Origin of the sequence: Mesorhizobium sp. M1252, assembly GCF_040318265.1 — a bacterium.
In the GTDB taxonomy this organism is placed as follows: Bacteria; Pseudomonadota; Alphaproteobacteria; order Rhizobiales; family Rhizobiaceae; genus Mesorhizobium.
In genome coordinates this window covers 1-24,976 of the sequence record NZ_JAMYLX010000029.1, presented here as the reverse complement: position 1 = coordinate 24,976, position 24,976 = coordinate 1, and the positions used below count along the sequence as shown (strand labels likewise).

The 24,976-nt window shown below is 59.3% G+C and carries 20 protein-coding genes and 3 pseudogenes; 8 read left to right on the top strand and 15 right to left on the bottom strand.

All coding sequences use genetic code 11. From position 1 onward, the window contains the following. Window positions 1-74: 74 nt before the first annotated feature. Together NKH22_RS30420 and NKH22_RS30415 are read left to right on the top strand one after the other, a co-directional pair. Complete coding sequence (locus NKH22_RS30420) at window positions 75-1,259, top strand: acyltransferase family protein (protein ID WP_352912253.1); 1,185 nt, start codon at window positions 75-77, stop codon at window positions 1,257-1,259. A 401-nt stretch (window positions 1,260-1,660) separates the two neighbouring features. After that, a pseudogene (locus tag NKH22_RS30415) lies at window positions 1,661-2,706 on the top strand (hydantoinase/carbamoylase family amidase); the annotation flags it as partial. Window positions 2,707-3,048: 342 nt separating this feature from the next. Here the strand turns inward: NKH22_RS30415 and NKH22_RS30410 are convergent. Next, window positions 3,049-3,825, bottom strand: coding sequence for an OmpA family protein (locus NKH22_RS30410; RefSeq protein WP_023728133.1), 777 nt, complete (start codon window positions 3,823-3,825; stop codon window positions 3,049-3,051). Between the two features lie 85 nt (window positions 3,826-3,910). Continuing rightward, window positions 3,911-7,213, bottom strand: a complete 3,303-nt coding sequence (locus tag NKH22_RS30405) for a DUF6212 domain-containing protein (protein WP_352912251.1) — start codon at window positions 7,211-7,213, stop codon at window positions 3,911-3,913. Between the two features lie 128 nt (window positions 7,214-7,341). Here NKH22_RS30405 and NKH22_RS30400 point away from each other — a divergent pair, with 128 nt between their 5' ends. Beyond that, window positions 7,342-8,355: a glycosyltransferase family 2 protein gene (locus NKH22_RS30400; protein ID WP_027049390.1), complete on the top strand. Its 1,014-nt coding sequence runs from the start codon at window positions 7,342-7,344 to the stop codon at window positions 8,353-8,355. 36 nt (window positions 8,356-8,391) lie between these two features. Here the strand turns inward: NKH22_RS30400 and NKH22_RS30395 are convergent, their stop codons facing one another. Together NKH22_RS30395 and NKH22_RS30390 are read right to left on the bottom strand one after the other, a co-directional pair. Further along, window positions 8,392-8,631 (bottom strand): hypothetical protein, encoded by a 240-nt coding sequence (locus NKH22_RS30395; RefSeq protein ID WP_023670631.1) that lies wholly within the window; start codon window positions 8,629-8,631, stop codon window positions 8,392-8,394. Window positions 8,632-8,832: 201 nt separating this feature from the next. Continuing rightward, window positions 8,833-11,397 carry a DUF6212 domain-containing protein gene (locus NKH22_RS30390; RefSeq protein ID WP_352912249.1) on the bottom strand — a complete coding sequence of 855 codons (2,565 nt, stop codon included), beginning with the start codon at window positions 11,395-11,397 and terminating at the stop codon, window positions 8,833-8,835. Window positions 11,398-11,733: 336 nt separating this feature from the next. Between NKH22_RS30390 and NKH22_RS30385 the strand changes: the two genes are divergently transcribed. The 3 genes from NKH22_RS30385 to NKH22_RS30375 all read left to right on the top strand — a co-directional run bounded on the left by NKH22_RS30385 (window position 11,734) and on the right by NKH22_RS30375 (window position 15,813). Then, window positions 11,734-12,252 carry a hypothetical protein gene (locus tag NKH22_RS30385; protein WP_023746383.1) on the top strand — a complete coding sequence of 173 codons (519 nt, stop codon included), beginning with the start codon at window positions 11,734-11,736 and terminating at the stop codon, window positions 12,250-12,252. Window positions 12,253-12,527: 275 nt separating this feature from the next. Further along, window positions 12,528-15,014, top strand: coding sequence for a sulfatase-like hydrolase/transferase (locus NKH22_RS30380; protein ID WP_352912247.1), 2,487 nt, complete (start codon window positions 12,528-12,530; stop codon window positions 15,012-15,014). 229 nt (window positions 15,015-15,243) lie between these two features. Then, a complete protein-coding gene (locus NKH22_RS30375) occupies window positions 15,244-15,813 on the top strand; it encodes a DUF995 domain-containing protein (protein ID WP_352912245.1) in 570 nt (189 codons plus the stop codon). A 64-nt stretch (window positions 15,814-15,877) separates the two neighbouring features. On the opposite strand, the gene galE is transcribed toward NKH22_RS30375, so the two are convergent. The 3 genes from galE to NKH22_RS30360 form a co-directional block, all read right to left on the bottom strand. Continuing rightward, window positions 15,878-16,957, bottom strand: a complete 1,080-nt coding sequence (gene galE / locus NKH22_RS30370) for a UDP-glucose 4-epimerase GalE (protein ID WP_352912244.1) — start codon at window positions 16,955-16,957, stop codon at window positions 15,878-15,880. After that, window positions 16,957-17,994: a UDP-glucuronic acid decarboxylase family protein gene (locus NKH22_RS30365; RefSeq protein WP_352912242.1), complete on the bottom strand. Its 1,038-nt coding sequence runs from the start codon at window positions 17,992-17,994 to the stop codon at window positions 16,957-16,959. The genes galE and NKH22_RS30365 overlap by 1 nt, the downstream gene beginning before the upstream one ends. Before the next feature lie 1,125 nt (window positions 17,995-19,119). Continuing rightward, the gene (locus NKH22_RS30360; protein WP_352912240.1) at window positions 19,120-20,025 is read right to left on the bottom strand and encodes a transcriptional regulator GcvA; all 906 of its coding nucleotides are present in this window, start codon (window positions 20,023-20,025) and stop codon (window positions 19,120-19,122) included. A gap of 119 nt (window positions 20,026-20,144) precedes the next feature. Between NKH22_RS30360 and NKH22_RS30355 the strand changes: the two genes are divergently transcribed. Then, window positions 20,145-20,372, top strand: coding sequence for a DUF1127 domain-containing protein (locus NKH22_RS30355; RefSeq protein ID WP_352562513.1), 228 nt, complete (start codon window positions 20,145-20,147; stop codon window positions 20,370-20,372). 35 nt (window positions 20,373-20,407) lie between these two features. Here the strand turns inward: NKH22_RS30355 and NKH22_RS31620 are convergent. The 7 genes and pseudogenes from NKH22_RS31620 to NKH22_RS30330 form a co-directional block, all read right to left on the bottom strand. After that, window positions 20,408-20,712: pseudogene (locus NKH22_RS31620) on the bottom strand (cation efflux transmembrane domain-containing protein); the annotation flags it as partial. Window positions 20,713-20,793: 81 nt separating this feature from the next. After that, window positions 20,794-21,297 (bottom strand): DoxX family protein, encoded by a 504-nt coding sequence (locus NKH22_RS30350; protein ID WP_352912238.1) that lies wholly within the window; start codon window positions 21,295-21,297, stop codon window positions 20,794-20,796. Window positions 21,298-21,430: 133 nt separating this feature from the next. After that, window positions 21,431-21,646 carry a KTSC domain-containing protein gene (locus NKH22_RS30345; RefSeq protein WP_352912236.1) on the bottom strand — a complete coding sequence of 72 codons (216 nt, stop codon included), beginning with the start codon at window positions 21,644-21,646 and terminating at the stop codon, window positions 21,431-21,433. 237 nt (window positions 21,647-21,883) lie between these two features. Further along, window positions 21,884-22,021: pseudogene (locus tag NKH22_RS31615) on the bottom strand (Y4oE-related protein); the annotation flags it as partial. Between the two features lie 163 nt (window positions 22,022-22,184). Next, a complete protein-coding gene (locus NKH22_RS30340) occupies window positions 22,185-22,433 on the bottom strand; it encodes a helix-turn-helix domain-containing protein (protein WP_352912234.1) in 249 nt (82 codons plus the stop codon). A 397-nt stretch (window positions 22,434-22,830) separates the two neighbouring features. Further along, a complete protein-coding gene (locus NKH22_RS30335) occupies window positions 22,831-23,034 on the bottom strand; it encodes a CsbD family protein (protein WP_023673385.1) in 204 nt (67 codons plus the stop codon). 485 nt (window positions 23,035-23,519) lie between these two features. Beyond that, window positions 23,520-23,738 (bottom strand): hypothetical protein, encoded by a 219-nt coding sequence (locus NKH22_RS30330; RefSeq protein ID WP_352912232.1) that lies wholly within the window; start codon window positions 23,736-23,738, stop codon window positions 23,520-23,522. A gap of 299 nt (window positions 23,739-24,037) precedes the next feature. Between NKH22_RS30330 and NKH22_RS30325 the strand changes: the two genes are divergently transcribed. Next, window positions 24,038-24,394, top strand: coding sequence for a class I SAM-dependent methyltransferase (locus NKH22_RS30325; RefSeq protein ID WP_352912230.1), 357 nt, complete (start codon window positions 24,038-24,040; stop codon window positions 24,392-24,394). Window positions 24,395-24,748: 354 nt separating this feature from the next. Here NKH22_RS30325 and NKH22_RS30320 read toward each other — a convergent pair. Further along, window positions 24,749-24,976 (bottom strand): hypothetical protein (locus NKH22_RS30320; protein ID WP_352912228.1); only part of this gene is annotated, 228 nt, incomplete at its 5' end.

The window sequence follows — 24,976 nt, the reverse complement described above, 5'->3', positions numbered from 1 at the left end:
TCCGCCATCGTAACCGCTTCGTCATCTCTCACCGGGTTGACAATCGCTCCTCAGGCGCCATGCTGCAGTGCAACATGGCTAGCTACGAAACCAGCATCATCAAGTCTTCGCGCATCGAATGCCTGGACGGGCTTCGCGCGCTTGCGGCGATCTGGGTGCTGGTCGGGCACTGCATGCTTTTGACCGGCTGGCAAATTCCGATCGTCGGCGAGCCGGATCTCGGCGTCGACCTGTTCATCATGCTGTCCGGCTTCCTGATGGTGTTCCACTATCAGCTGCGCCAGGAAAAGGAGCCTTGGCAAAGACCGGAAACCTGGCTGAAATTCTGGACGCGCCGCTATTTCAGGATCGCGCCGCTGTTCTATGTCATGCTTTTCCTGGCGCTGGCGCTTGGCCCCTATCTCTACGATTGCAGGATCATCATCGACGATTTCCTCTCCAGATCGCACCAGGCGCCGGAACGCTACCTCGACGGCAGCCTGAAAAACATCGTCGCTCATCTCACGTTCCTGTTTGGGCTGGTGCCGAACCTCGCCTATCGCACCCCGCTGCCTGACTGGAGCCTGGGGCTGGAGATGCAGTTCTATGCCGTGTTCCCGGCCGTCATGCTGCTGGTTCGCAGGCTGGACTGGATCAGGAGCGCCCTTGTGGTCGCGGCGATCGGCTGCGTCATCGTGTTTGCGATGCGGCTGTTGTCGATCCATTTTCCGATGCCGTCCTTTCTGCCGCTGAAGATGCAGATATTCCTGTGCGGGATGCTGCTGGCCGGAGTCGTGCATCAAACCCGACCGAGGCCGTTCCGCTATCTGGCATTGGCCATGCTTTTGGCGGCGCTGCCCTTTGGCGGCGACCAGGGGCTGGGCAAGCTTCTGGTGCGCGAAGCGCTGGTGGCGGGCTTCTTTGCGCTGGTTCTCTACCGCATGCTGCCTGGAAGGGCGGGAACACTGGCGCGAGCGATCGCCGTGACGCTCAGCAACCGGTTCTTCCACCTGATGGGCGAGCTTTCCTTCAGCATCTACCTGATCCATCTGCTGGTGCTGCAGCCCGTCGCGGCGTTCGTCATCAGTGAGTTCGACCACCAACTGTCGGCGCCGCTGCGCTTCACCATCGTCGTTGCCGTTGTGCTGCCGACGGTGACGTTGCTGTCCTGGATCACCTACACTCTGATCGAGGTCCCCGGCCAGAAGGCGGGCCGCTTCGTCGTCCAGCGCTTTGGCCGGAAAACTGCGCCGGTGCTCGAGAAGACCCCGGCAGAGTAGGGCGCCAAGTCAGCCAGTTCCCTCGATTGAATTCACCTACGACTGTGTCACGCCCTCTTGTGTGCGGCGAGATGAAGGCCGATGCCGCAGCAGGGACCGGATAATGTTGTCGTAGATGTAATTGGCGACAAGCGCGAGGCCACGAGAATGAGACAGGGCCAGATCAGCTTGTCGTCAACTGTCGCTGTGACGAATTTTTCCGAAGTTCAGCTTAAGACGGTGCGCCGGCTCAGCCGGAACGGGCAGGCAAACCCTTCCCCTGCGCTGGCGCATGTCGCGGCGATTCCCTGCTGTGGTGGATAAGGCAACCGAACCGATGATCAAGATGAACATAGGGGCTGACCAGGCTAAGCGCTGGCGAGATCAAGCGGTACGCGGGGAGAAAAGGCGCTTGTCGCCCGCAGCCGACCGGCGGGCGCTTCGATGGAGCGCTCGGCACGCTTTCCGCCTTCGAGGCGCTCGAAGCGCTGGAGGACGCGAGGGCCGAGACTCGGATGCCGATCGAGGTCGTCGCCTGGGCCAATGAAGAGGGCAGCCGGTTTACGCCGGGTGTCATGGGCTCCATGGCCTTCACCGGAGCCGACATTTGCGCATGGCGGTCCATAGTCGGTAGCGACGGTGCGTCCCTCGCAGAGGAGCTCGGGGCAACGATCTCCGCCTTGCCAGAGGCAACCCTTCGCCCCCTCGGCATGCCGATATCCGGCTACATCGAGCTGCATATCGAACAGGGACCATCGCTGGAAAAGGAGCGGTTGCCGATCGGTATCGTCACAGCCGTGCAAGGTACGCGCTGGCTGGAGGTCTGCATTGAGGGCGCCGCCGGTCACGCCGGTACAACCGGCCTCGCCTACCGTAGGGATCCGATGGTCGCGGCCGTTGCCGCGATTCACAGGCTCCAGACGACGATCATGCCGTTCGACAGCAGGGCAAGGCTGACGGTGGGCCGGGTGACCGCCCAACCGGGATCGATCAACGCCATACCGCAGTCTGTGGTCTTCGCCGTCGATATCAGGCATCCGCGGGTAGAGCGGCTCGATGCCATCGAAGCAGAACTGCGCCAGGTGTGCGCGGCGGAGGCAGAAGCTCAGCATTGCACGGTAACGATCAGTCGGTCGTTCGACATGCCGGGGCGGCATTCTCTGCCGATATGGTCAAAACCGTCGAGGAGGCCGCCAATACCCTACAGCTGCCGCACAAACAGATGATCTCGGGTGCATTCCATGACGCGCTGTTCCTCGCCCGGGTGGCGCCTGCCGTGATGATCTTTGTGCCGTGCCGTGACGGGCTGAGCCACAACGAGGCGGAATATGTGGAGCCTGCCTACGCGGTTACCGGCGCGCGGGTTCTGCTGCAAGCGGCCACCGTCGCCGCCTCTTGGGGGCGACGGTGGCACAGGCGTGAAGAGGCAACCCGTAGGAGTTCCTGGTGCCCGTCAATCACTTCGTGACGTCGGCGGGCTGCAGCGGGTGGTCAAGGATGCCGAGCGGCGGCGGACTGATCGCGGACGTACGATCGACCCACATTCAACACCTGACCCAGCAGAAAAGCCCACCAGACCCCCGGGGCGTCATTGACGCCGCGGGTGATGCAGGCGGTGACGATCTCGTCGGCTTGTCGACATAGGCGATCTGCTGGGCCGCCTCGGCCACCCGGAGGAAATCCCCACGCCCGACATAGACCTTGCCCGTGCCGATCGCGAGTAACTGGTCGAGGAGGGCCTTCCAGCCGTCCAGCGTCGGGTGTGGTGCGCCGTAGCCCACATCGTTGCGGGTCAGCTAATCTGGCAAGCTTACATCAGGGATGCGGTCGCCAGACGATTGCGAACGCCGTTCGGCTTCTGGTCGCCAACGTACTCCACTTTCGTGTCTACCAGACGATCGCTTTCGATCCCGGCTGCGGTTAAGATATCCTCGACCGCCTTCAGGCGCTGCTTGGCCAGTTCCTTGTTTGTCTTTGCAGCGTCGGCGCCGGTGAATTCCGTAGCCGCGAGAGCCGTCAGTTCGACATTGCAACGTGAGTTGCGGATGCTGGCGGCGAACTTCTCGAGGTCGGCCTTGACCCTCGGTGAGATCACATAGGACTGGCTATAGAAAAACAGGTCGACCTGCACAGGGCTGCGCTTCTCATATTGCCGGCAAGATATGCCTTGCTTTGGCAGCGTGTACAGTATCGCGCTCCGCGCCGTATTGGTGTCGGCGGCGCCGTCGTCAACCCAATGCGAAAGCACCAGCACCATTTCGGGCTTGACGCCTTGCGCCTTGAGAAAATCGCCGGTTGCATCGAGCCTGAGACCAGCGATGTCGTAGGCTTTTTTGTAGTTGCCTTCCTTGCTCGCCGTTGCGTAGAGGCGGTAGCCGCAATCGTGCCCAGCATCCTTGACGAAAGCCGCAAGGGCCTTCGCGGATTCCTCGGATATCTTGCCGTCACCTTTTTTGAAGAGGACGCGATGTGCATTCCACTGCGTGCATTTAGACCCCATGTCGCGTTCCTGGGCGGCCGCGCCGAAAGACATTGCGCATCCGGTAATGACAATAAATGCCAGAACAAGGCCCAGCGATTTCTTCATTGTCTTGGCGCCTCCACGCGGACTTAATCTACTACCGCACTTAAACGTCGACAAGGCGCGACCGCGTCCCGACAACCCGCGCCCCTCAGTCCCACACCAGCAACAGCTTGCGCCAGAAAGCATTGGACGGCATCGGCTTCGAGCCGGATGGCAGCCGGATTGCCAGGTAGATCGTCAGCCACTTGCGATCGACCTCCCGGGTCGAAACTTTCAGGTCATGCAGTTCGAACGGTCTCGAGACGCGCGTCCATCCCGAGAATGACAGCGCGCCGACAGGTGCATCGTGTTTCCACACAAGTTTTTCTTCTTGCCTGCCGAGCGCCATGGCGAACTCGAATGGGGATGCTTCATCGTGGGCGATCTCCACTGTCGCGATGACACTTCTGGCAAAGGCCGGGAACGCCGAATTGAGGGCGGCAACAACCGGACCGTGCGTGTTCGGCCGCAGGAATATACCGCCATTGTCGCCCGCGATGAGCAGCGTCGGCAGCTCGGAGGGATAATCCGTCACAAGCGCCGCACGCTTCAGATCATCATTGGTCATTCGGCGCGTGCGTTGGCGCTGTTGGGGTGCGTTGAGGCGCGGGCGCCTGGCATCGTTCGAAACGACATGGCGGATATGGACGCTGGAAAAGCCGCCGAGGACGCGCGCCTCCGGGCGGCTGCCGCCGCATTTGACTGCCAACAACAAATCGCGTCGGCCGGTTGCCGGCGAACTGACCATCGCCCCTATCTCACGCGCCTCGTGCCGTCGGCTGACATCAGCCCAACCGCTCCCGCTGCCAACCTCAAGCAGCCGGGCGAGATTGCTGAAGGTCTGGTTTTCTGCGTCTACGATCGCGAGCTGAAACTGCGCAGAGCCCGTCAGTTCCTCGTCGAGGTAAACCCAACACGTCGCGCCTACGGTGCCCGGCGGGCAGACTCCCTTCAGCAAAGCCATGGTAACATTGCTGCCCCTGGCTTCGAGGAACAACTGGTCTGGAGACTGTTCGACATAGCTCAGCAGGTCCGGATCGGCATCCGGATACGAACCGACATGAGCCAGGCGCATGGGCTCGGCGGAAAGATACTGCTCGCGGTACAGCGAGGAATTCAACTCGGGCACCGTCTCTCCGGTCGCAGCGTTGAGTATTTCAACCACACCCACAGCAAAGTCGCTTCGCCCTGCACGGGCGAGAAGCGAAATTGCGGTATCCGCCCTGCCTTCGCGTGCCGCGATCTCGGCCAGCAACTGCATGGCGTCCGCGGTATTGGCGGGACCTGTACTCAACCTGAGATACCGCTCGTCGTTAACCCGCAGCTCCAGATTCCAGAGATTGAGCTCCTTCTCATGATTGTCGGTGTTCGAGCTGATGGCCAGTTGCACGAACATTTCCGTTTTCGCGAATCGATGCTTTCGAAAGACAGCGATGATCGGCTTGCGATTCCTCAGCCACTCGGCATTTCGATTCATGCCCGTCGGTGCCGACCGGTACCAATAGAGCGGCTCCGGGACAGGGACGATCTCCAGGCCTGCCAGATCCGCGCGAAGGAAAAACTCCCAGTCGCTTGCGGAAAACCCCCGCTCTTCGTTGAGGTAACCTATCTTGTCGAACACCTCACGCCGGAACATCGCATTGGCATCGCCATACGGATTGTTGAGCATGGCGATGTCCGTCGGCCCGCCGACCGGGAAGTAGAGCACATAGCCGCTCCTGGTGTCCGGCGGCACGAAGGGCTCGTTGAGCCACTTGGCGAAGGTCGTGCAGATATCGGCGCCGGAATTTTGCATGCCGGCGACGAACGTACTGACGGCGTTTGGGAACAGCACGTTGTCGTCGTCCAGGAACAGGATCAGCGAACCCCTGGCGGCGCGGATACCGGTGTTGCGCGCCTTGCCGAGGAAGCCGTTCTTCTGCTGGATGATCCGCCATCCTCGCTGCTCGAACTCCGGTTCGAGTTCCGCCAACAGGTTGATTGCATCGGGATCGGTGCTGCCGTCATCGACGACAATCAATTCGATGTTGGGGTAGTCCTGGCGTCGAACCGAGGCAATCGCCTGCGGCAACAGGTGCACCCGGTTGTAGTGCGCAGTGATGATCGAAACGAGCGGCCGTTGGCTCCGCCTGCGACTGGAGACCTTGCCGGGTTCGCGGGAGAATTTCGCGTGCAGCCCGCTCCAGGCTTTCTCGAGCGCTTCCCGCTTTTGCAGGGGCTTTGCCGGACGAAACGATCGGCTTTCCAGCACAGACGCAATTTTGGCCGCGATGGCGGAGGCCGACGCATCCATCAGGACGGCATCGGCCGACTTCGGATGGAGCACGTCACGAATGCTGCCGACATCTGTCGCAATGAACGGGATCTCTTCGTTAAGGCACGTCATCACTTCCAGCGGCAGCTGAGCCGCTGAGTGCGTCATCGCCACCAGAGCATGACTCTGCCGCAGGTATCTATAGATGTCAGGCTCATCTCGAATGGGCAGGAGCTTCAATTTGAACGGCCATTGCCGCGCACGCCGAACGATCATGCCACCCGAATGCTCGCCCAGGACATGACCAAACGCGCCGACTACCGTCACTGTCAGATCGGTGACGCCGCTGTCGGCCAGACGATCGAGCGCATCGCAGAACAGCGTCAGCCCATCGCGTGCCTCTGTGCCTGAAAAATGAATCACTTCGGCGGTTGGCCGATCCCGCGGCCTGTAGTGATCGACAGCGAAGTTGGAACGCCACTCCTCCGGCTCGAGGGGCGCAGCAATGTGATGGCTGGTGGGCAGCTTCCATCCCGCCTTGGCCATCCAGTCGAGCAGCGACTGGCCAGCGATGACAAGATGGTCGCACGTCTCGGCCGACCTCTTTTCCATGTGCGCGATGGTCATCTGCTCCTTGCGTTCGACCGCCCGTGAATTGGCTTCCAGCTTCCACACAAGGGGCTCATGTGCGAGCACGATGATCGTAGGAGGATCGGGAAAGACACCTGTGCGCTTCGCAAGGGTGGAGAAATGCGCCAGTCCGCCTTCAAGCGCAAAATAGACGACGTCGAATGCATTCTGCTTGAGGTAGTGGTAGAGGGCCAATGAGTTCTTGTCGCAGGACTCCGTGCCGCGCAGCAACTCGGGCGAGGGCGGCAACAATTCGAGCCGCACCAGGAAATTGTCGAAGCACCATTTGCCCAGCCTGACTATTTCCTGATCACCGGGCTGGCTGCCGAGCGGGCTCGGCGCCCAAAGCAGCGTCACGGTATCGCCGGTTCCGGCCAGATGCTGCGCCAGCGCGTAGGTTACCGACCCGTGATCGCCAGTCGCCGTCGAGCCGAACTCAACCTCCGAAACGACACACACATTGCGAGGCTTCTGGCTTGCCTGTCGCTTGCCCGTGGGCATGGCGCCTGCCTTGGAACCAATGCTCAATGACCCCCCCTTGTCAGCCCGCTTCGTTCGAAACAGTCTTGCCAACAGTTGGATAACACTTTGATAATCGTTTCGCGGGACTCTCAGCAGCGTACCTGCCTTTCGCGTAAACTGGTTGATGACCTCGGATGGTTGAACTTCGATCCCCAAAACATCTCGCGCGACTGGACGACCGGCCCATTGACGTGACCGATGGCGAGATCTTGTGCTTTGTCGGACTGCGCAACGAAGCCCAATTGCTGCGGCAACTTCTCGACCACTACCGCGGCCTGGGCGTCGATCGGTTCTTCTTCCTGGACAATGGCTCCACGGATGGGACCCGCGAATTGATCCTGGAGCAGCCGGATAGCCACTGCTTCCACACGGAAGGATCGCATTTCGCTGAAAACATCGATCCGCCGCGATGGATCAACACGCTCATGAATGTGTTCGGCACCGGCCATTGGTGCCTTTCGATCGACGCCGACGAACTTCTCGTCTATCCCGATTTTGAGCGGGCAAATCTCCAGCAGCTTTGCAGCTACCTCGATTCGACCGGCGTCGACGCTGTCATAGGCTCCATGATCGACATGTACGCCGATGGCCCGTTGGCCGAATACAGCTATGATGGCAAGATCCCGCTTGTTGAAGCTTCACCCTACTTCGACCCGGAGCCGGGATGGCTGCGCCCGCGCGACGGTATGTACCCACCCGAGCAGATGTTCGGTGGCGTGAGGGAACGGGTCTTCTGGCACGGCCGGTTCAAGCAAACTTTTCCCCCGTGCCTGACAAAAGTGCCGATCGTGAAATGGGGGCGCGGCACGCGTTATCACGTCGCACAGCACACGATCAGCAAGGTCCGATTCAGCGAACTGCGCGTCGCATTGCTGCACTTCAAATTCGTCTGGGGATTCCGCCAGAAATCAGCGTCGTCTCTGAGTGAAAATGCGCAGCTCAAGGAAAAGACGCTTGAGGAGCGCGCTGCCTACATGGAGGCCTTGGAGCGCAATCCGAAACTCGCGCTTCGGAACCAAAGCTCCGTCTGCTATCGGGGTGACGGCGCGCAACTCGTCGAACTCGGCTGGATGAAGACCTCGGAGCCCTTCGCCGGTTTCGTTTCGACCCTGGCCATGCAACACCAGCGCAGCGACTACGCCACCTGATGTGCTCGAACTACTGAGGGAAAATCCGGCTGATGCTTATCCGCCGTAGCGGCCGCCGCCTTCACCGTGGCCTTTGCCCTCTTCACCGCCCGCAAACTGGCCCAAACTGTTGAGAGCAAGCGCCTTGCAGGCTGTCGGAGCGTTCGGGTACCGGTGCAGATAATCCTCAAGTGCCTCGATGGTGCCGGTTTTAAGGGCCTGCTCGCAGGCAAGCTCGGCTTCCTTGACGCCAACTTCGGTCTTGGCCTGCGCCGCGTCAGAAAAAGCGACGCTCAACCCCAGCAGACTAAGTCCACCCAACAGTAGAGAATGAATCCTACGCATAACGCACCCCACCTACTCAACCCACTGAAACATTAGCGTCTGTTAACGTTTTGTCAACCATTCTTGGAAGGTTCCACCAACGTGGTTAACGCGCACGAGCGATGAACGGGCTTGGCTTGCGCTCGGATCTCCCTTGCCTGGTTGGATCGACGTTTAGTCGCTGAACAGTGTCAGCGTGCGGAAGAACGCATTCGTGGGAAAACCGTTGGACGTTGCGGTGAAACGAACGGCGAGAACGATTGAAAGCAGCATCTTCCTTCGTGTGCGAAGCGTTGCCACCAAGTGATGACGCACAAATCTGTCTTCGATGCTCATCCAGCCTGAGAAGGCGATCGTTTGCTTGCCGATGTCCTGTTGCCAATCTATGGGCTGGTCGGGTCGAGCAAGGGCGAGAGCAAAATCCATCGCCGGCGCATCGGCATGAGCGATTTCGACGGATGCTTCAACCTTCCGGAAGAAGGCTGGAAAATGATGATCAAGCGATGCAGCGACCGGGCCGTCCGCATGCGGACGCAAGAACACCCCGCCGTCGTCCGGTGCGACAAGCAGCAGCGGGAGAGCCGAGACGCGGGGTGTAAGCAACCGCGCACTCCGCAGCATGTCGTAGTCGAGAATGATAGAACCGCCGCCGACATCAGGACGGTCGGCCGCATTGTGGTCTGTGGCGGGGCGCCCAAGCAAAGTGGCAGCCGTATCGGGGCGGCCGATCGACCCAGCAATGCTGGCAAGCTTCTCTATGGCCGCATCGCTGTTCGGCTCGATGTCGCAAAGCTCCAGATATTTCCGATTGCCGGGGGTATATTTCAGGTTTTCGCGGGCACTTTCAATTTCAGACCGGTGCGCGTTCTGGGCAATGGCCAAATGATGCAGCAGGCGGGCGCCATCGGGCAGGCTCGACCTGAACGCCTCCAGGATGGGAAGCCGGTTGTCGTACCAGTTCGACGTCCGAAACATGCCATCCGGTTTCGAGCGATACCAGTATAGCGGCTTTGGAATCGTCCTGATCTTGAGACCGGCGAGAGAGGCTCGAGCAAAGAATTCCCAGTCGTGCATGGCGTAGCCCGGCTTTTCGATCAAGAACCCGATCCGCGAGAAGACAGACCGGCGCATCATCGCATTCGCGTCACCGTAGACGTTATGGATCAGGCCGAGCGCGTCGGGACCACCCAGAGGCAGGTACTGGATCAGCCCGTCGGCGCGATCTTCGGGCACGAAATCCTCGTAGAAGATCAGTTGGAACGCAGTGCAGATGTCGGCACCCGATGTAGCCATCGCACGCACGAAATGATCGACGGCCTCCGCAAACAGCGCGTTGTCGTCGTCGACGAACAGGATCAACTCGCCATGCGAAGCGCGGATGCCGGCATTTCGCGCCGCACCGAGGTGCTTGTGCGGTCGGCGCAGAATCTTCCACCCGCGCTGACGGAAGGTCGGTTCCAGCGTATCCAGCAATCGCCTGACTTCATCCAGGTCGCTTCCGTCGTCGACCAGAACCAGTTCCAGGTGATCATAGGTTTGCGCTTCGATCGCAGCGATTGCCTGTTTAAGATAGAGCGGCCGGTTGCGATGGGCCATGACAATAGAGACCAGGGGTGACGACCCGGCACTTTTGTCGACGCGCCAGCGCCTAGTTGGCGTCGGCAAGTTGCGCGTATCCAGCCAGGACTGCCGACATTGGCTCAGGCTGTCGACAGGCAGTGGGCGAGGCGGGTCGTCGAGCGCCGCCGAAATGGCCTGCGCCAACGCGGCGGCGTCAGGATCGACCAGCCGCGGCTGCCTCGCCTGCGCACTCCAGCGCTCGGCGTTCGCGTCGACATTGGTCGCAACGAAAGGCAATCCCGCCTCGATGCATGCGGCAACGGTGCCGCCCGTCGATGCGGCGTGGGCGGGGATGACGGCAATCGCGCCGGCCCGCGCGACGTAGTCGAGCTTTGCGGCGGGGCTTGCGTGCGCCAACAGGTTGACCTTGAACGGCCACCGCTCGGCGCGTCTCAGCAGCAGTCCACCGCTGTGCTCGCCCATGATCTTTCCAAATGGACCGAATGCGGTGACCGTCAGCCCTTTTGGCGCCATTGGCGCTATGATGTCGAGCGCGTCGCAAAGCAGCGTCAGGCCATCGCGGAAGCGCCATCCGGCCAAGACGGCAAGTTCTCCGCCCGTCGACGATCGCACACCGGCTGGAGCGAGACGATGCTGCAGCGGCAACATCGGCGTCACGATCGCCTTCTTCACCTTCCAACCCTTCGACAACATCCAGTGTCGCAAGGCTGCGGACACACAGATCGTCCGGTTCGCCATCTCGGCGCAGTATTTCTCCATATAGGCGACGGCAATCACCTCGGCGCTGTCGAAGAACGCCTTGTCGGCTTCATGTTCCCATTCTTCCGGAGCGTGAGCGACGACCACGATCGGCGGCGCGGCAAAAGCCGCAGTCTCGACAGCTAGCAGCGTGTAGTAAGGCAGCCCGCCCTCAAGGGGCGCGTAGACCAAATCGTGGCCGGACCGTTCGAGATAATGCAGCACAGCGGCGGACCGGCTCTCGGGTGTCGTCAGCCAAGGAAGCAGCTGATCGGACTTGTCGAGAATGACCAGCCGCACCGATGCCGCCTCCAGCTCGCGGTGGCGCGCGGCCTCCTCCGTTGGAGCATCCCTGCCTGGAACCCATAGCAGGGTGACGTCGTCCCCCTCTTCGGCAAAAAGCCTGGCCAACTCGACCATGGCGCCATCTTCGCCGCCATGGTCGATTGCATTCGTCACGACGCAGACGCGGCGAGGCTTGCCTTCCTTTGACCTCCTCCGCTCCTTGCCACCAACGGCCATCCGACTTCCTCTGATCCAAATCCGCCGATTGCGCTACGCAGCACAGTCATCTGCAATGATGCCTGCGACAGGTTTACTTTTCAGTGATCATGCTTCTGCGTCATTGGTAAACCAAATCGTCAATCAGGTTCTAAAACGACTGCATAATCGATCGACTGATTCAAATTTAGCGACACGGAATATTCAATTTTTACGCCTCCCAGCTAGTCATTGACGGCATAGCAGGAGGCGCAAATGAAAACGACAATGAAGTTTCTCGGTGCGCTCGGTTTGATCGGCGCACTGGTCTCGGCAAGCTCCGCAGGAGAATTGCTGCGTCCGCGCATCAGCCTTGGCACGGCCAACGTCAAGACCATCAGTGGCGATCGCGGCGGCTATGTGATCGACTATGCCATTCGTGCGCTAAAAATGCGTCGCAGTGGCACTTTTGTGCGGTTCAACGGTTCGTGCGACTCGGCCTGCACGCTTTATCTGTCGATGCCCAAGAGCAAGGTGTGCATTACGCAGAGCGCGTCGTTCGGCTTTCACCTGCCGTATGGCGTTTCTGCGCGCGGCAATCAGGTGGCCGCGAATTTCATGATGAAAAACTACCCTGGCTGGGTTCGCGGCTGGATCGCCAAGCGTGGGGGGCTAAAGAGCTCCATCGCGACCATGACATACGCGGATGCGAGCCGCTTTCTGCCGACGTGTCCTTCCCAACAGCAGGGCATGACCGTCGCGAGCCTGAGCCCAACGCGTCTGCGCGGCGGCTGATTGCCTGCGCAGTACTGAAACGTCATGACGGCGGGCGGTCGACGGCGCCCGCCGTTCGTCAATTCATATGGCGGGTGCCCAGTTGATGGAACAGCTCACCTGGGCACAACGCCTCGCCGATTATCGCGTGGATTAACCAGTTCTCAAGAGACGTGGTTAACGCAAGCTCCATTTCATTGACTCTTTTTTAGCGCAAGCCGATTCTGCGGGTGGGGGTTTGAAGGCTGTCGGCCATTGTTTGGGGCCGAAGCGCAAACTGGCGGCGGGTAGTTTGTATGAGCATCGGCGGCAGTAGGGGGTCGGCGAGCCGACCTGAGAGCGGCCTTACGCAGTCGAAGGCGGGGACCGCTTCGGCGAAGAATGTGCGCTTCCGGCGCAGGAGCCTGCGGGTCATCTGCACGGGCCTGTTGTCGTGGCTGCTTTTGGGTGTCTACCGCGGCGCAATCATTGATCCGCAAACCACGGTTTTAGGCCTTTTGGCGGCCGTCCCCAAGGGATTGGCATCGAGCTACTATGACCTGATTGTCGTTACGTCCCTGACTGTGACGACTTTGATCCTGCTGTTCCTGGCAAAGGCGAGCCGTCTCGGCTCAGCAATCGTCGTCTTGCTCTTCTATGTTGCTATCGTGGTCTCTCTGGGCTGGGGATTTGCCAACATCAATCTCGTCAAAATGCTGGGCGAACCGTTCACGTTCCAGTGGCTGGTCTATGGCGACTTCCTGCAGAATGCCGATGCCAGGAACGCGATGGGCGACGCGCTCAACATCAAGGACTTCGCTACCCTTTCCGGGTCCGTCATCCTGGTGCTCATTCTTGGCTATGCCGTGGCCAGTTTGTGCCAGCGGCTGAGCGCCGCTGGCTACGGGGCCTTCCTGGGCGTGCTCGTTGTGTGTGTCGGCGCTGCCATCGCCGGTAGTGGACACCACGTACGTGCGGAAGCGCTGCCGGCGGCCGAGATCGACAATCCGATCCTGTATTTTGTTAAATCGGCCCTGCTCAATCCAACGCCGGTCGTGCTGACGATGGATGCCAGCACCAATGACCCGGATGTCGCCAGCGTCGGCGAGCGACCGCCGGAAACGTCGACCTTCAAGGCGCCGACGCCGAACCCGATCAAGAACGTGCTGATTTTCATGATGGAGTCGGTGCCATCCAAATACATCGAGACGTTTGGCGGCAAGTATCCGGTCACGCCGAATATGAAGAGGTATGCAAAGGACTCGATACGATTCGACAACATATATGCGCACGCACCGTCCACGCATTACTCGATATTTTCTCTGCTCACCTCGATGTACAACGACATTTCATTTTATGGCATGACGGCAAGGTATCCCTATCTGCCGCTGGACTCGATCTCCAACACCTTGTCCAAGAACAATTTCCGCACAGGGTTTTTCTGGAGCGCGGATTCCCGATTCCAACGGGTCGATGAGTTTTTCCTCAACAAGGGACTGGATGTGATCCAGGACTACCGGGGGCAGAAATGCGGCACCCCGACCTTCAAGCTCAGCTCCGAGCAGTGGAAAAACATGGACTACAACAGTGACCTTTGCACGGCGCAGTCGATCATCGACTGGATGAACAAGGACGAGGCAAAACCTTTCTTCGGCATCATGTTCACGGCGATGACCCATTATCCCTACATCACCGACAGCCCGATGTTTTCGAAGATGGCGCCTTCCTCCGATGGCAACACGCTGGTCCACTACTCGGACGACCAGAAATTCAATGCCTATCTCAACGCCCTGAAGGTCGGCGATACGGCCCTTGGCGAGATCCTTGAATCGCTCAAGCAGTCTGGCAAGCTCGATTCGACGCTGGTGGTCATATTGGGCGATCACGGCGAAGCGTTCGGGGAGCATGGCGACTACATTCATGCCAGCGCGATTTACGAGGAAAACATCCACATCCCGCTCATCATGATCAACAAGCATCTCTTTCATGATGAAGTTGCTCACCCGGTCGGCGGCATCGTCGATATCGCCCCGACGATCTTCGACATACTCGGACTTGCGCTGCCCAAGCAGTGGCAGGGGCGCACTTTGTTCAGCGAGCAACGGCCAAACAAGACCTTCTTCTTCAATCCCTGGGCCGGTTTCCTGTTCGGCTATCGCGAAAACGATCGAAAGGTCATCTTCAACGCGACCACCGGCAAGGTGGAGGAATACGACCTCAAGGCCGATTCCGATGAGCGAACCAACCTCTTCACTGATACCGGGGATCGAAACGCGCTGCTGCAGCCCATCGCCGGATGGGTGCAATCGCAGAGAGAGCGCGTGGCCGACCTGGTGGCCGCCGCGGCGAAAGAGACAGGACGTTGCGCCATCACCAGTCTGGAGGTCGACGCTGCCGGCATTAATCTCCGGGGCGCGCCTCGGTTCGATGTCGTGGTCGACGGAAAGACCACAGCCGAGATCGACGTCCCGGGCAAGGAAAGCGTCGCATCGACGCCGGAAGCCGCCATGGCGGAGCTGATGCAGGCGTCAACCCTGGCCAAGCCGTTCCACATAGATCTCAGCAGCGTGCCTAACCCGAAGACGATCGAGCTTCGCTACACCAACGACCTGTGGGGCGGAGACGGCAAGGCAGGTGATCGCAATCTGTTCATCAAGAGCGTCAAGGTGAACGGTCAGTTGGTGCCAAACACCAGACTGCGTGTCGACGAGCAATCGCACGGCTACACCGACGACAACGGGACCGCCATGTACAGCAACGGCTCGCTATGGGTTAGCGGCCCGTTCGTCGAGGGATGTCTATAGCGTGCCGCGTGGCAGACCGTCGCCCTCGATTTGCAGCCCGTGCGCGCCGCGGCAGACACTGACCGTCCTACCGGTTGACATCTTCGAGGGGTACTCACTAGCATGCGAAACACTGACGGTTGCAGCGTGGAGCCACTTGTCAGCGCAGGACGGACCGGGCCCGTTCTTGCGGTATGCTCGGCTGGTCGACGCCCGCTTGGGAAGCGAACATTGAATGCGACCGCTCAGCATGACGAACAGGACCGGATTGCCATTTGAGTCAGCGAGCCGGGCGAGGCGACATCGACTTGCCATCGCGTTTGCGCCCGTCCTGGCCATTTGGTGCCAGATGGCGCTTTGCGGAGCCGCGCACGCAGCTGGTCCCAAAGACAGCGGCCCTGCAGATGCCGTTGCCGTTCCCACGGCTTTCCAACTTCAGCTTGTTTATGCTGACCGCACGTGGATATGGGATAACGGAGCGGCCTATTTCGGACAGAAGGATCGACCGGTCCGGGCCTGGACCTCCGAGCAAGACACGGCTTCTGTCGGCGAAGGCAGATGGCATCTGAGCAACGATGGCAAGATGTGCATGGATCTCGTCTGGCGGTCCAAGACCTACGCCGCAGCGCCGATCCGCACGTGTTTCAGCCACCGCTTCCGGAGTGGGACCCTCGAACAGCGCAAGGATCCGGACGGTGTCTGGTACAGTTTCCGGCACTCTCCGGGAGACCCTTCCGACGAGCAACGAAAGTTCGAGGAAGGCGATACAAAGGGCGCGCAGTTCGACAAGATCCGTACCTCGATCGATTCCAAAAGTTGAGGCTCGCCGAGAAGCTCACCCACCTCAATGAGCCCACGTCCCCGACAACGACAAACAGGGATGACTACAAGCTTTGCGAGCTGGTGATGTCCTCCGATGCATTTGGTATTCCTGGCGAAGTTGACCGGCGGCGCCTCGCCGTCGGGATCGGAATTGTGAACTCGGTGGCCTCCAGCCCGAAGAACGGGGCGGCTGTCCTGACGATGGTATCGATGTCGGAAAGTTCCGGCACGAAGCCCAGGTGTTCGCGCGCTTTGATCGGGTCCGCATAGAGCTCCGCCGGGTCTCCCGGGCGCCCGGGCCGGAAGACAACCGGAACCGATTTGGACGTCATCCGGGTGACCGCCTGGAGAATCTCCTTGATCGAAACCCCGCGCCCGGTGCCGAGATTGACCGACAGGTTTTCGCCACCCGCCTCCAGATGCATGAGAGCCCTCAGATGCGCGCGGGCCAGATCGCTGACATGGATGTAATCGCGCACGCAGGTGCCATCCGACGTGTCGTAGTCTGTGCCGAAAACCTCGATCTCGTCGATTGTGCCTGATGCGGCCATGAGCACGCGCGGGATCAGGTGCGTTTCAGGCGAGTGCCACTCACCGAGGTCGCCGTCGGGATCGGCGCCGCAGGCGTTGAAATAACGCAGGATCGCATATTTCATTCCGTAGGCGCTGGCATAGTCGCTGATGATCTGCTCGCCCATCAGCTTGGTTCGCCCATAGGGGCTGATTGGATTTTGCGCCGAGGTCTCTCGAATGGGCAGTGTTTCGGGAACGCCGTATGTCGCGCAGCTGCTTGAAAAGATAATGTTTTCGATAGAACTCGAGCGTGCCGCATCAAGCACCGCGATGGTACCCGACACATTGGTCGAATAATACTCTGCGGGCTCGTAAACAGACTCGCCCACATAGGCCAGCGCAGCAAAGTGGATGATCGCTTGCGGCTGGTAGGTGCTGATCGCCTGCTGTAGCGCCTCCCGGTCCCGGATATCGCCGACAACAAGCGGCCCCCAGGCAACGGATCTCTCGTTGCCACGGCTCAGATTGTCAAAAACGACGGGCAGGTAGTCGGCAGCTGACAACAGCTTGCAGGTGTGGCTGCCGATGTAACCGGCCCCACCCGTCACCAGGATTGCCGGGCGGCTCATTACATCGCAGCTTCTTTGACGCGCCGGTTCGGGTAGAGAAGGGCGTCAAAATACGCCGTGGTATGCGCGAGCCCCTGGCTCAGGCTGATCTTTGGCTCCCAGCCAAGATTTTCCCGGGCAAATGAGATGTCCGGCCGACGCTGCTTGGGATCGTCGACCGGCAGCGGCCGATGCACGATCTTCGAACGTGAGTTGGTGTATTCGAGCACCTGTGTCGCCAGTTCCAGAATGGTGAATTCGGCAGGGTTGCCGAGATTGACCGGGTGCTGCGGTGCGCTCGGTGCGTTCATCAACTGGATAAAACCTTCGATGAGGTCGTCCGCGTAGCAGAATGAACGGGTCTGCCGGCCGCTGCCGTAGACGGTCAGGTCGTCACCGCGCAAAGCCTGGACGATGAAGTTCGACACGACGCGGCCATCGTCTGGTTGCATGCGGCGGCCATAGGTGTTGAAGATCCGTGCGACGCGGACATCGAGGCTATACGTTCTCGAATAATCGAAAAACAGCGTCTCGGCCGAACGCTTGCCCTCATCATAGCAGGATCGCGGGCCGTGCGGGTTGACGTTGCCGAAGTAGCCTTCCGGCTGCGGATGTACCAGGGGGTCGCCGTAGACTTCGGACGTCGAAGCCTGAAATATTTTCGCATTGTTCCGCCGCGCGAGTTCGAGCAGGTTCAGCGAACCAAGCACGCTTGTCTTGAACGTATGGATCGGATTTGCCTGGTAATGCGGCGGGGACGCCGGACAGGCGAGATTGTAGATTTCATCGACCTGGAGATCCACGGGCAGAGGGTCGACAATGTCGTGCTCGATGCACGTAAATCGCGGATCGCGCACGAGGGCCTTGAGATTGTATCTTTTGCCGGTGTGGAAATTGTCCAGCGCGAGAACGTCGTACCCATCCCGCAAAAGACGCTCGCACAGATGCGAACCCAGAAATCCTGCCCCACCGGCAACCAGCGCGCGACCCCGGTTGGAATTCGCGCCCCTTCGGGTGTTCCCGGCCCCGAGTTTCAGAACATTGACAGTTCTACCCATACTCCACCCCTTCGCCCTTACGCACTGCGCACACTACCGCCGGCCATAGCGTTGCCGGGGTGACGTTCCTGAGAACGTCACAAACCTTCCGCTCCCGCGGAATCGTCCACTCCTGATGTCTGTCGATTGCGTTTTGAGTTGCTGGGCGGTGCTACGCGGCTATTAGCTGCCGTTCAGCATCCGATACGCCCCGAAACCGCGGTCACGCGCTTGATGCCCACCATCGCCCATTGCTCGCCCAAATTGCACATCCCAACGTATCGAAAATATACCTGTGCAAAACATAGTCAACTAAATTAGCGAATCGTTAACCGTGTTCATTCGGGAGTGGTTAATCGCGGGGCGGCAGCGCAGCCGCACAAAGCTGAGGATCGGGCTATAATTTTGAATGTACCACAGTAATATAAAAGACCATTTTTCTGATCTTTCGACAGCCGATCGCTGGAAAATTGACCATCAAGACACTCTCACCTCCGTAAAAAATACGCAGGTCTAAGACTAATACTAAAATTGGCAAAACTTATACTAAGAGAGGTATAGCATTTGAAAATATCGAAAATATTCGTATATGGGACCTTGTCAATAAAATCTTACAAGCCAATGCGGTTGGTTCCCAAAGCGTGCCGAACCCCCGCCAGGTCAGCCCTCAACTGCCCGACGAGATCTTGCGCGACGAGGCGGGCGTAATCGCGACCGATCGCCCGGGACGCCTATCTCTTTCACCGGCGACCCGGGCTTGACGCACACAACCGCTCTCCGCAGCCGCAGCGCCTTCATTGGCAGATGCAGCATACTCCAATAATCCGGTCCATTCTGAAGCGATCCGCGTATGGTTTGCGGATGTCGGAAGCAGAGATCCAGTCGAAGCCTCGCGAAAACGGTCGTCGTCCCTTCTGTCGAACGGCTGTCTCAGCATGACTGTGGCCGGCAGCGAGCGAGGAGATGCCCAGGATATGTGCTCTGCCGAGCTTACCGCGGCTGATCCCTGTTGATCGCGACAGCTTGCGGCACCAAAAGCTGTCTGGCGGGAATGCGCCAATCTCGGTTGTCCAAATTAGCTGCGCCAGTGCCTAAACGTGGACGTTAGCGACGACGCACTGGAGGTCGCGTTCGGAGGCGCTGGGCCTATTGAGCTAGCGTGTTAAGGTGACGTACGTCATCGGCGGCCTCGGCCAACAGCCAGTCGCGGAATGTCATGATTTTGGGGAGCATCGACGTGGCCTTGGGGCAGACTATCCAATAGCCCTTAGATAATCGCAGAGCTGTGGCAAATGGTCTTACGAGGCGCCCGTTGATCAGGTCCCAAGCCGCGAGCGTGGTGCGGGCAAGTGCGACACCCTGGCCGTCGACAGCGGCGTCTATGACCATGCTTGCGCGGTTCAACACCGGTCCGTAAGAGAGTTCGGCATCGACCACGCCAGCGGCCTCGAGCCATTTTGACCAATCCTTTCGGTCATCGAGATGCAGCAACGGAAATTTCAGCACATCGGACGGCTCGCGGATCCGTTGGTGAAGTTTTGGACAGCAGACTGCGAACAGTTGCTCGGAGCACAGGCGAACAACATCATGCCCCGCCCAATTGCCATCTCCATGCCGCACGGCAAGATCGACGTCCTCTCTGGCAAAATCGACATGATGCATGGTTGCGGAAATCCTGAGGTCGATATCGGGGTGCGTTTCGGAAAACCTGCCAAGCCGGTTTACCAACCACTTGGCGGCAAAGTCGGGCGATGTGCTGACCGTCAGCGCTCCCGCTCGAGATAGATGTTGGATGCGTTCCGTGCCGAGAGCAATGCGGTCAAAGGCATCGCGAACCACCTCCAGATAGGAGAGGCCGGCCCGTGTAATTTTCAGCTTTTGACGCTCGCGATCGAACAGCCTAACGCCCAATTCGAGTTCGAGGGCCTTCACCTGATGGCTCACCGCGCCCTGCGTCACGGAAAGTTCGTCCGCGGCCCTGGTGAAGCTTTCGTGGCGCGCCGCCGCCTCGAAGGCTTTGAGAGCGTTGAGTGATGGCAGTCGGCGGGCCAACTTCGCACCATGTCATGAGAAAAATTGGGTCCAGCACGAGAAACCATGCTTTGCGTCCCTGGACAGATTGGAGCATTTCCGCACCACACGTCAACCATCGGACTGCGGAAGGATGAGAAATGTTGGACCCCTTAGTGATTGAGACGCCGAGGCGTTCACCGCCACAGGCAAATGCCCACCGTGTCATGGACAACTTGTTGCGCTCGATGGGCTCGGTGGCGCGCTGGATCGAAATACACCGCCAACGGGAACAGCTGGCCGAACTCGAAGAACATCAGCTGGCAGACTTGGGTCTGAGACCTGCCCAGGTGCGGAAGGAACGCGCAAAATGGCCGTGGCAGGCCTAAATCTCGACTGGGCTCGACCCTCGCTGACCTCGCGCGATCGGATCGGCAAGCGGAAAACCTAACGAGACGCCGATGGCGCCCAGCACAACCGCCAGACTGGTACAGCCATCCGTGCTGGTAGCCGTCGGCGATCAGCGCAGTGCTGCTTGTCTCGCGGCTGGCACGGATCCGAAAACGGCCACGGTTTCGTTTCCCACGAAGCCGATGATGCCTGCGATGGCAATCAAACAAAAAACGCGACAGATCGCAGATGATCCAGCCTGTCGATCGCCTCGTGGCCGGCGACGATGGCGCTAAAGAGGATTAAGCCGTAGGTGAACGTCTTTCTCGGCTTGCGTCGGGCTTGCGCCATCACCCGAGGCGGTGTGCTCGGGTGCCGATCGGGCGGGCGGGTTGTATGATGCCCGGCGTGTTGGCCGGTTTAGAATGGAAGCTTGATTTCGCCCACCGAGAGAGGCCTACCGGCCGCTATGAGCGCCGCAACCGTCTCTCTGTCCTGTTGCTGGCGCTTCACGAGGCCGTTCAGCACCCTGTCGAGAGATATCGCGCCGGGACCGGCTATGGCCAGGACGAACATGCCGCCCGCTATGGCGAGATCCTTTTCGAAATGCAGCAATTCGTTCTGGTTGGCGAAATTGGTGTGGAACAAAGCTGCCGTTGCCAAACAGAACAGTCCGAGCGCCACCGCGCCCAGACGCGTCAGCAGACCAAGGCCGACCGAAAAGCCAGCTCCCAGCTGCAGCGCTATGGTGGCTATTAAAAGCGGCAGGCTGACGCCGAGCGCCGTCATCGCCTTGGCTGCACCGGCGAAATGCGTCGCCAGCTCCAGGCCTTCATGCACGAAGAGCAATGAGAGCAGCAGGCGACCCGTCAGCAGGGTCAAGTCGGTGAGATGTGGTTTCCAGGCGGTTTGTGTCGTTGTCACGGTGCCTCCAGCGGCCCCAGAGTGCGTTCCAGGTGAGGTCTGCGGTGTGACGTCTCTGTAGGTCAGCGGGCATCGTGCCGACGGCGATCAACATCTGTTGGGAGGAAGGATTCCAAAATCGTCAATCGCCCGACTAGCGTGCTGCCGTCGCTGGCGTGAGCCGGAATGCATAACGATTGCGGATGTGGCTGTTAAAGTAGCGGCCCTTTGCAAAGGCAGATTTGAACGCAGCAAAGGCCTCAGCAGGTACGTCCAAGAACTCGTAGTGCTTCCCGCTGGCTACAAACCACACCGATAGAACTCTGGTGTTCGGGTCATAATCGAACTTGCTGATCGATGTCGACGGCATGGTAGGCACTTCGGCAAACGCCTCGCTCCTAGTTGTCCAATTCAAGCGGCTTGTGATCCGGCTGCTCGTGCCACATCACCTGCCGGAAATCCTGCCGGTTTACTTGCTGCCCGCAGATGGGGCACGCATGGAAATGCTCCTGCCAGTCAGGGTCATGTGATTTGCCGGGGGTGGGCGGTCCAAGGTCGGCTATTCTGGTCATGCTCGACCGAACACGCCGCAGCAGTAAAAGTTCCGCTAGTTGGGCCTTCTCAGTTGGTGGAATACCTCGCACCAAAAGCGATAGTGCTGCGCGCGGCCGTCGGAATGCGCCTCTAAAGCGCCGTGCGCCACGGCGGCCAGTGCTTCCATCCCATAGAGTTCGATCGCAGATTGAGCCGCTGACCTTGGTCGACGAGATCAGCAATCTTCAAAGCCGTAAATCAGCGCCATGCATTATGAGCCGTTAGATATGAGTTCCGAGCCTAAGGCGCTCCTGAGTGGGCTTTTCGCTCCTATTATTTTCTCTGCCGGCGGCCTCGGTGCCTATTGTCGGTGACTAGCCGCTATCACCTTCTGAGCGGGCGAGCGATGGAGTGCCTTCGACTGTGAAGATGATTCCGGCGTCTTCAAACGCTTTGCGGACGGCCGCGACGTTGTGGGGACGCGGGCTCCTGAATCCGTTCTCGAGATCGCTGATCACCATTTCGCTAAGATTGGCCTTTGCGGCAAGTCGCACACGCGACCAGTTCAGTAGGGCTCGTGCTGCTCTGGATTGGTCTGCTGAGAGTACGGTTCGGCTGTTCATAGACAGTCGAACATTCAAAATCGCTAAAATGTTCCTCTTGACCTTCTGCGATTTCTCTTAACGGCGTGAGGCCGGCCTCTCGGGTAATGCGGAGGGGTTTTCTAATAACTTTGCGGAACGCTGATCGTCACGCTGCAATGTCTTCTTTTTCGGCTTCGTCCGCTCAACCAGATCTGGCCTTTTCGCTATCAGGTAGTCAGCCTTGTTCGTCCGATAATCTTGTTTGTGGATGGACATTTCTACAATCTCCATTGTGGAGATCAACTCGGCTGGAAGCCGACACGTTCCCAAAAATCAATTGTTCAAGGCCGAGCCGAACGGTGCACGGATGCCAAAAACGCGAAAAGGGCGCGGTTCATGACGGCGCCCTTTATTTGAAAAGGTTCAACTGTGGTATCTACGAGTCTTGCCGACCATACCAGTCGTCGACGTCTCGCCGCACGCGATCCTTCTCAATGCCGTAGCGTTCCTGGATCGTACCTTCGAGCTGATCGCGGTTGCCGGCTATGCGGTCGAGATCATCATCAGTGAGCTTGCCCCATTGCTCTTTGACCTTACCCTTGAATTGCTTCCAATTTCCTTCGACGCGGTTCCAGTCCATGATGGCGATCTCCTTTCGTTGTCTCCTCGAAGAACGGTCGTAGTGGCCGTCAGGTTCCGCTGCAGGTAAGCGCGCTTGCTGGTGATTTAGTAATGGAACCAGTCGACCGCTTGTGTGCGCCGGCCTTTTCCGTTTTGGGAACACAGCCGGCCTTTTGCCGTTAGGTCCTATGGAACAGCTTCGCAAGGAAATGCACGTGCTCGCCGATCTCGCGTTGGCGGCTGTGTTCATCCCTTATGGGGTCAGTGTCGCACTGCTTCTTTCAACCACGACCCCTTTTTGACAGTCATCGCGGAACAGTTTGGGCATTTAATTTCCAGGTACTCGTCCCTCAACTCATCCGAAATTGCCATTAAGACAGTCTCCCAACAACGCGTTTGACCGGCCGATCCCCTAACTGCGGCAACGACGCGAACAGCACCGAACGTGTCTCTACGGCAGATGTTCCGCGATCCGACCTCTGCACGCGGCATCCGACTTAGTTCCTAATGACGCGCCGGTGGTGCTTCAGCCACCGCCGTCCTGGCCACCTTCTTTTCTTTGGCCGCCCTATGTTCGGTTTCCCACGGCAATGCGTCGAAGTCGGGCTTGTGCCCCGCTTCGCGGTAGGCGGCCTGAGTGAGGTAACTTGCTTTGCCCCGCTCCACGATGCAGACAAACGGCGGATTGCCCCGGCACCGGTAAACGCCTACAGCTTTTTCCATGCAGTAGGAGTCCTACAAGCGCTCGAAAATGTCGTCCTTCATTGCGATGAGAGAACAAGAGGAACATAGCAGCGACTGATGAAAGGGGCAGCGTGGCAGAGACGAGGGGTAATGTGCCTCCTTCCGGCGCAGCGGCTCGTGCTAAGACTCATCGTGATTCTAAAACTTCGCCTTCGCGCTTTTGGGTCATGCGAACGCACGAAGCTTGTTTAGGAAAATTGAAATCTATTTCGCGCGCACATCCAGAAAGGAGGCCGCGATGGGCGATCCTCAGGGTCATGTTTTGGCCGAGCAGTCATTTGAAGGAAGCGCTTATACCGATTACCGATCGAGCCGTCAGACCACAGGCTACGGGACCGACTAACCTCAAAACTTTCCGCTCCGGCTATTATGCCGCGTTGTGGTTGCGCGTCGAATGCCCCCTCATCGAAAGCATTCTGAAGCCTCTTGGCGGGCCGGGCCTTAGCTGCCTCGACTTCGCAAGCGGTACAGGCCGCGTCACAAATGTAGCAGCCACACTGTTTGGCGAGGTCGTCGGCGTCGATGTCTCTCAATCCATGCTCGCTTGCGCGCATGTTGCAGGCAACGTCAAGCTGGTTAAAGCCGATCTGACCGTTGAACCCCTGGCCAGTCGATTCGACGTGGTGACATCGTAGTGGGCGCGTCGTGCGTAGTACGTTGAGCATCCACGCATATCGCCAGTTGCTGGTTGCCAACGGCTTTGCAGTCGAGCGGGTCATCGGCTACGGCTTCTTACTGCGGCCCGGGTGGCTGCTACCAAAGCTTTGCGAAAAGTTGGTTGGACCTGTTGAGAAGCTAAGCAGGAGAGCCGGTGTCCCGGCGCGCTTTGCCCAAAATTTCTTGGTGGTCGCCAGAAAGCAATAGTGGCTGATCCCGCTTGCCTCCACCAGGATCGCGGCCCCGCGGATGCGGTGCCAGACGATCTCGCCAGCGATTGGCCGCGTGAAGCACTTGTCGAGGCCAGTAACGGAAACGGCTGCGCCTGAGTGTCAATGGCGCGATTTAGCCAGGGCCCTGGTGCGCAATTTCACTGGGTGCGAGCTGATCAAAACTGGCTTGGTGGATTGCATCGTCAGCAAGTAACCGCTGCCCGCCAGCGGCCCAGCAGCCGTATGCGGGACTTTGCAGCTGGCGCGCTGGGCCTGACCGGTGGGGCGGTGTGGTATCCGCCGGCTGGCGAACATATGCGCCTCCTGCCAACGCCAGCGAAACATCCA

Excerpts from the sequence above, each read along its gene's own strand:
- NKH22_RS30420 (WP_352912253.1), top strand. The coding sequence starts at position 75 with ATGGCTAGCTACGAAACCAGCATCATCAAGTCTTCGCGCATCGAATGC.
- NKH22_RS30410 (WP_023728133.1), bottom strand. The coding sequence starts at position 3,825 with ATGAAGAAATCGCTGGGCCTTGTTCTGGCATTTATTGTCATTACCGGA.
- NKH22_RS30400 (WP_027049390.1), top strand. The coding sequence starts at position 7,342 with ATGGTTGAACTTCGATCCCCAAAACATCTCGCGCGACTGGACGACCGG.
- NKH22_RS30390 (WP_352912249.1), bottom strand. The coding sequence starts at position 11,397 with ATGGTCGAGTTGGCCAGGCTTTTTGCCGAAGAGGGGGACGACGTCACC.
- NKH22_RS30385 (WP_023746383.1), top strand. The coding sequence starts at position 11,734 with ATGAAAACGACAATGAAGTTTCTCGGTGCGCTCGGTTTGATCGGCGCA.
- NKH22_RS30380 (WP_352912247.1), top strand. The coding sequence starts at position 12,528 with ATGAGCATCGGCGGCAGTAGGGGGTCGGCGAGCCGACCTGAGAGCGGC.
- NKH22_RS30375 (WP_352912245.1), top strand. The coding sequence starts at position 15,244 with ATGACGAACAGGACCGGATTGCCATTTGAGTCAGCGAGCCGGGCGAGG.
- galE (WP_352912244.1), bottom strand. The coding sequence starts at position 16,957 with ATGAGCCGCCCGGCAATCCTGGTGACGGGTGGGGCCGGTTACATCGGC.
- NKH22_RS30365 (WP_352912242.1), bottom strand. The coding sequence starts at position 17,994 with ATGGGTAGAACTGTCAATGTTCTGAAACTCGGGGCCGGGAACACCCGA.
- NKH22_RS30355 (WP_352562513.1), top strand. The coding sequence starts at position 20,145 with ATGTTGGACCCCTTAGTGATTGAGACGCCGAGGCGTTCACCGCCACAG.
- NKH22_RS30345 (WP_352912236.1), bottom strand. The coding sequence starts at position 21,646 with ATGCCGTCGACATCGATCAGCAAGTTCGATTATGACCCGAACACCAGA.
- NKH22_RS30340 (WP_352912234.1), bottom strand. The coding sequence starts at position 22,433 with ATGAACAGCCGAACCGTACTCTCAGCAGACCAATCCAGAGCAGCACGA.
- NKH22_RS30335 (WP_023673385.1), bottom strand. The coding sequence starts at position 23,034 with ATGGACTGGAACCGCGTCGAAGGAAATTGGAAGCAATTCAAGGGTAAG.
- NKH22_RS30330 (WP_352912232.1), bottom strand. The coding sequence starts at position 23,738 with ATGGAAAAAGCTGTAGGCGTTTACCGGTGCCGGGGCAATCCGCCGTTT.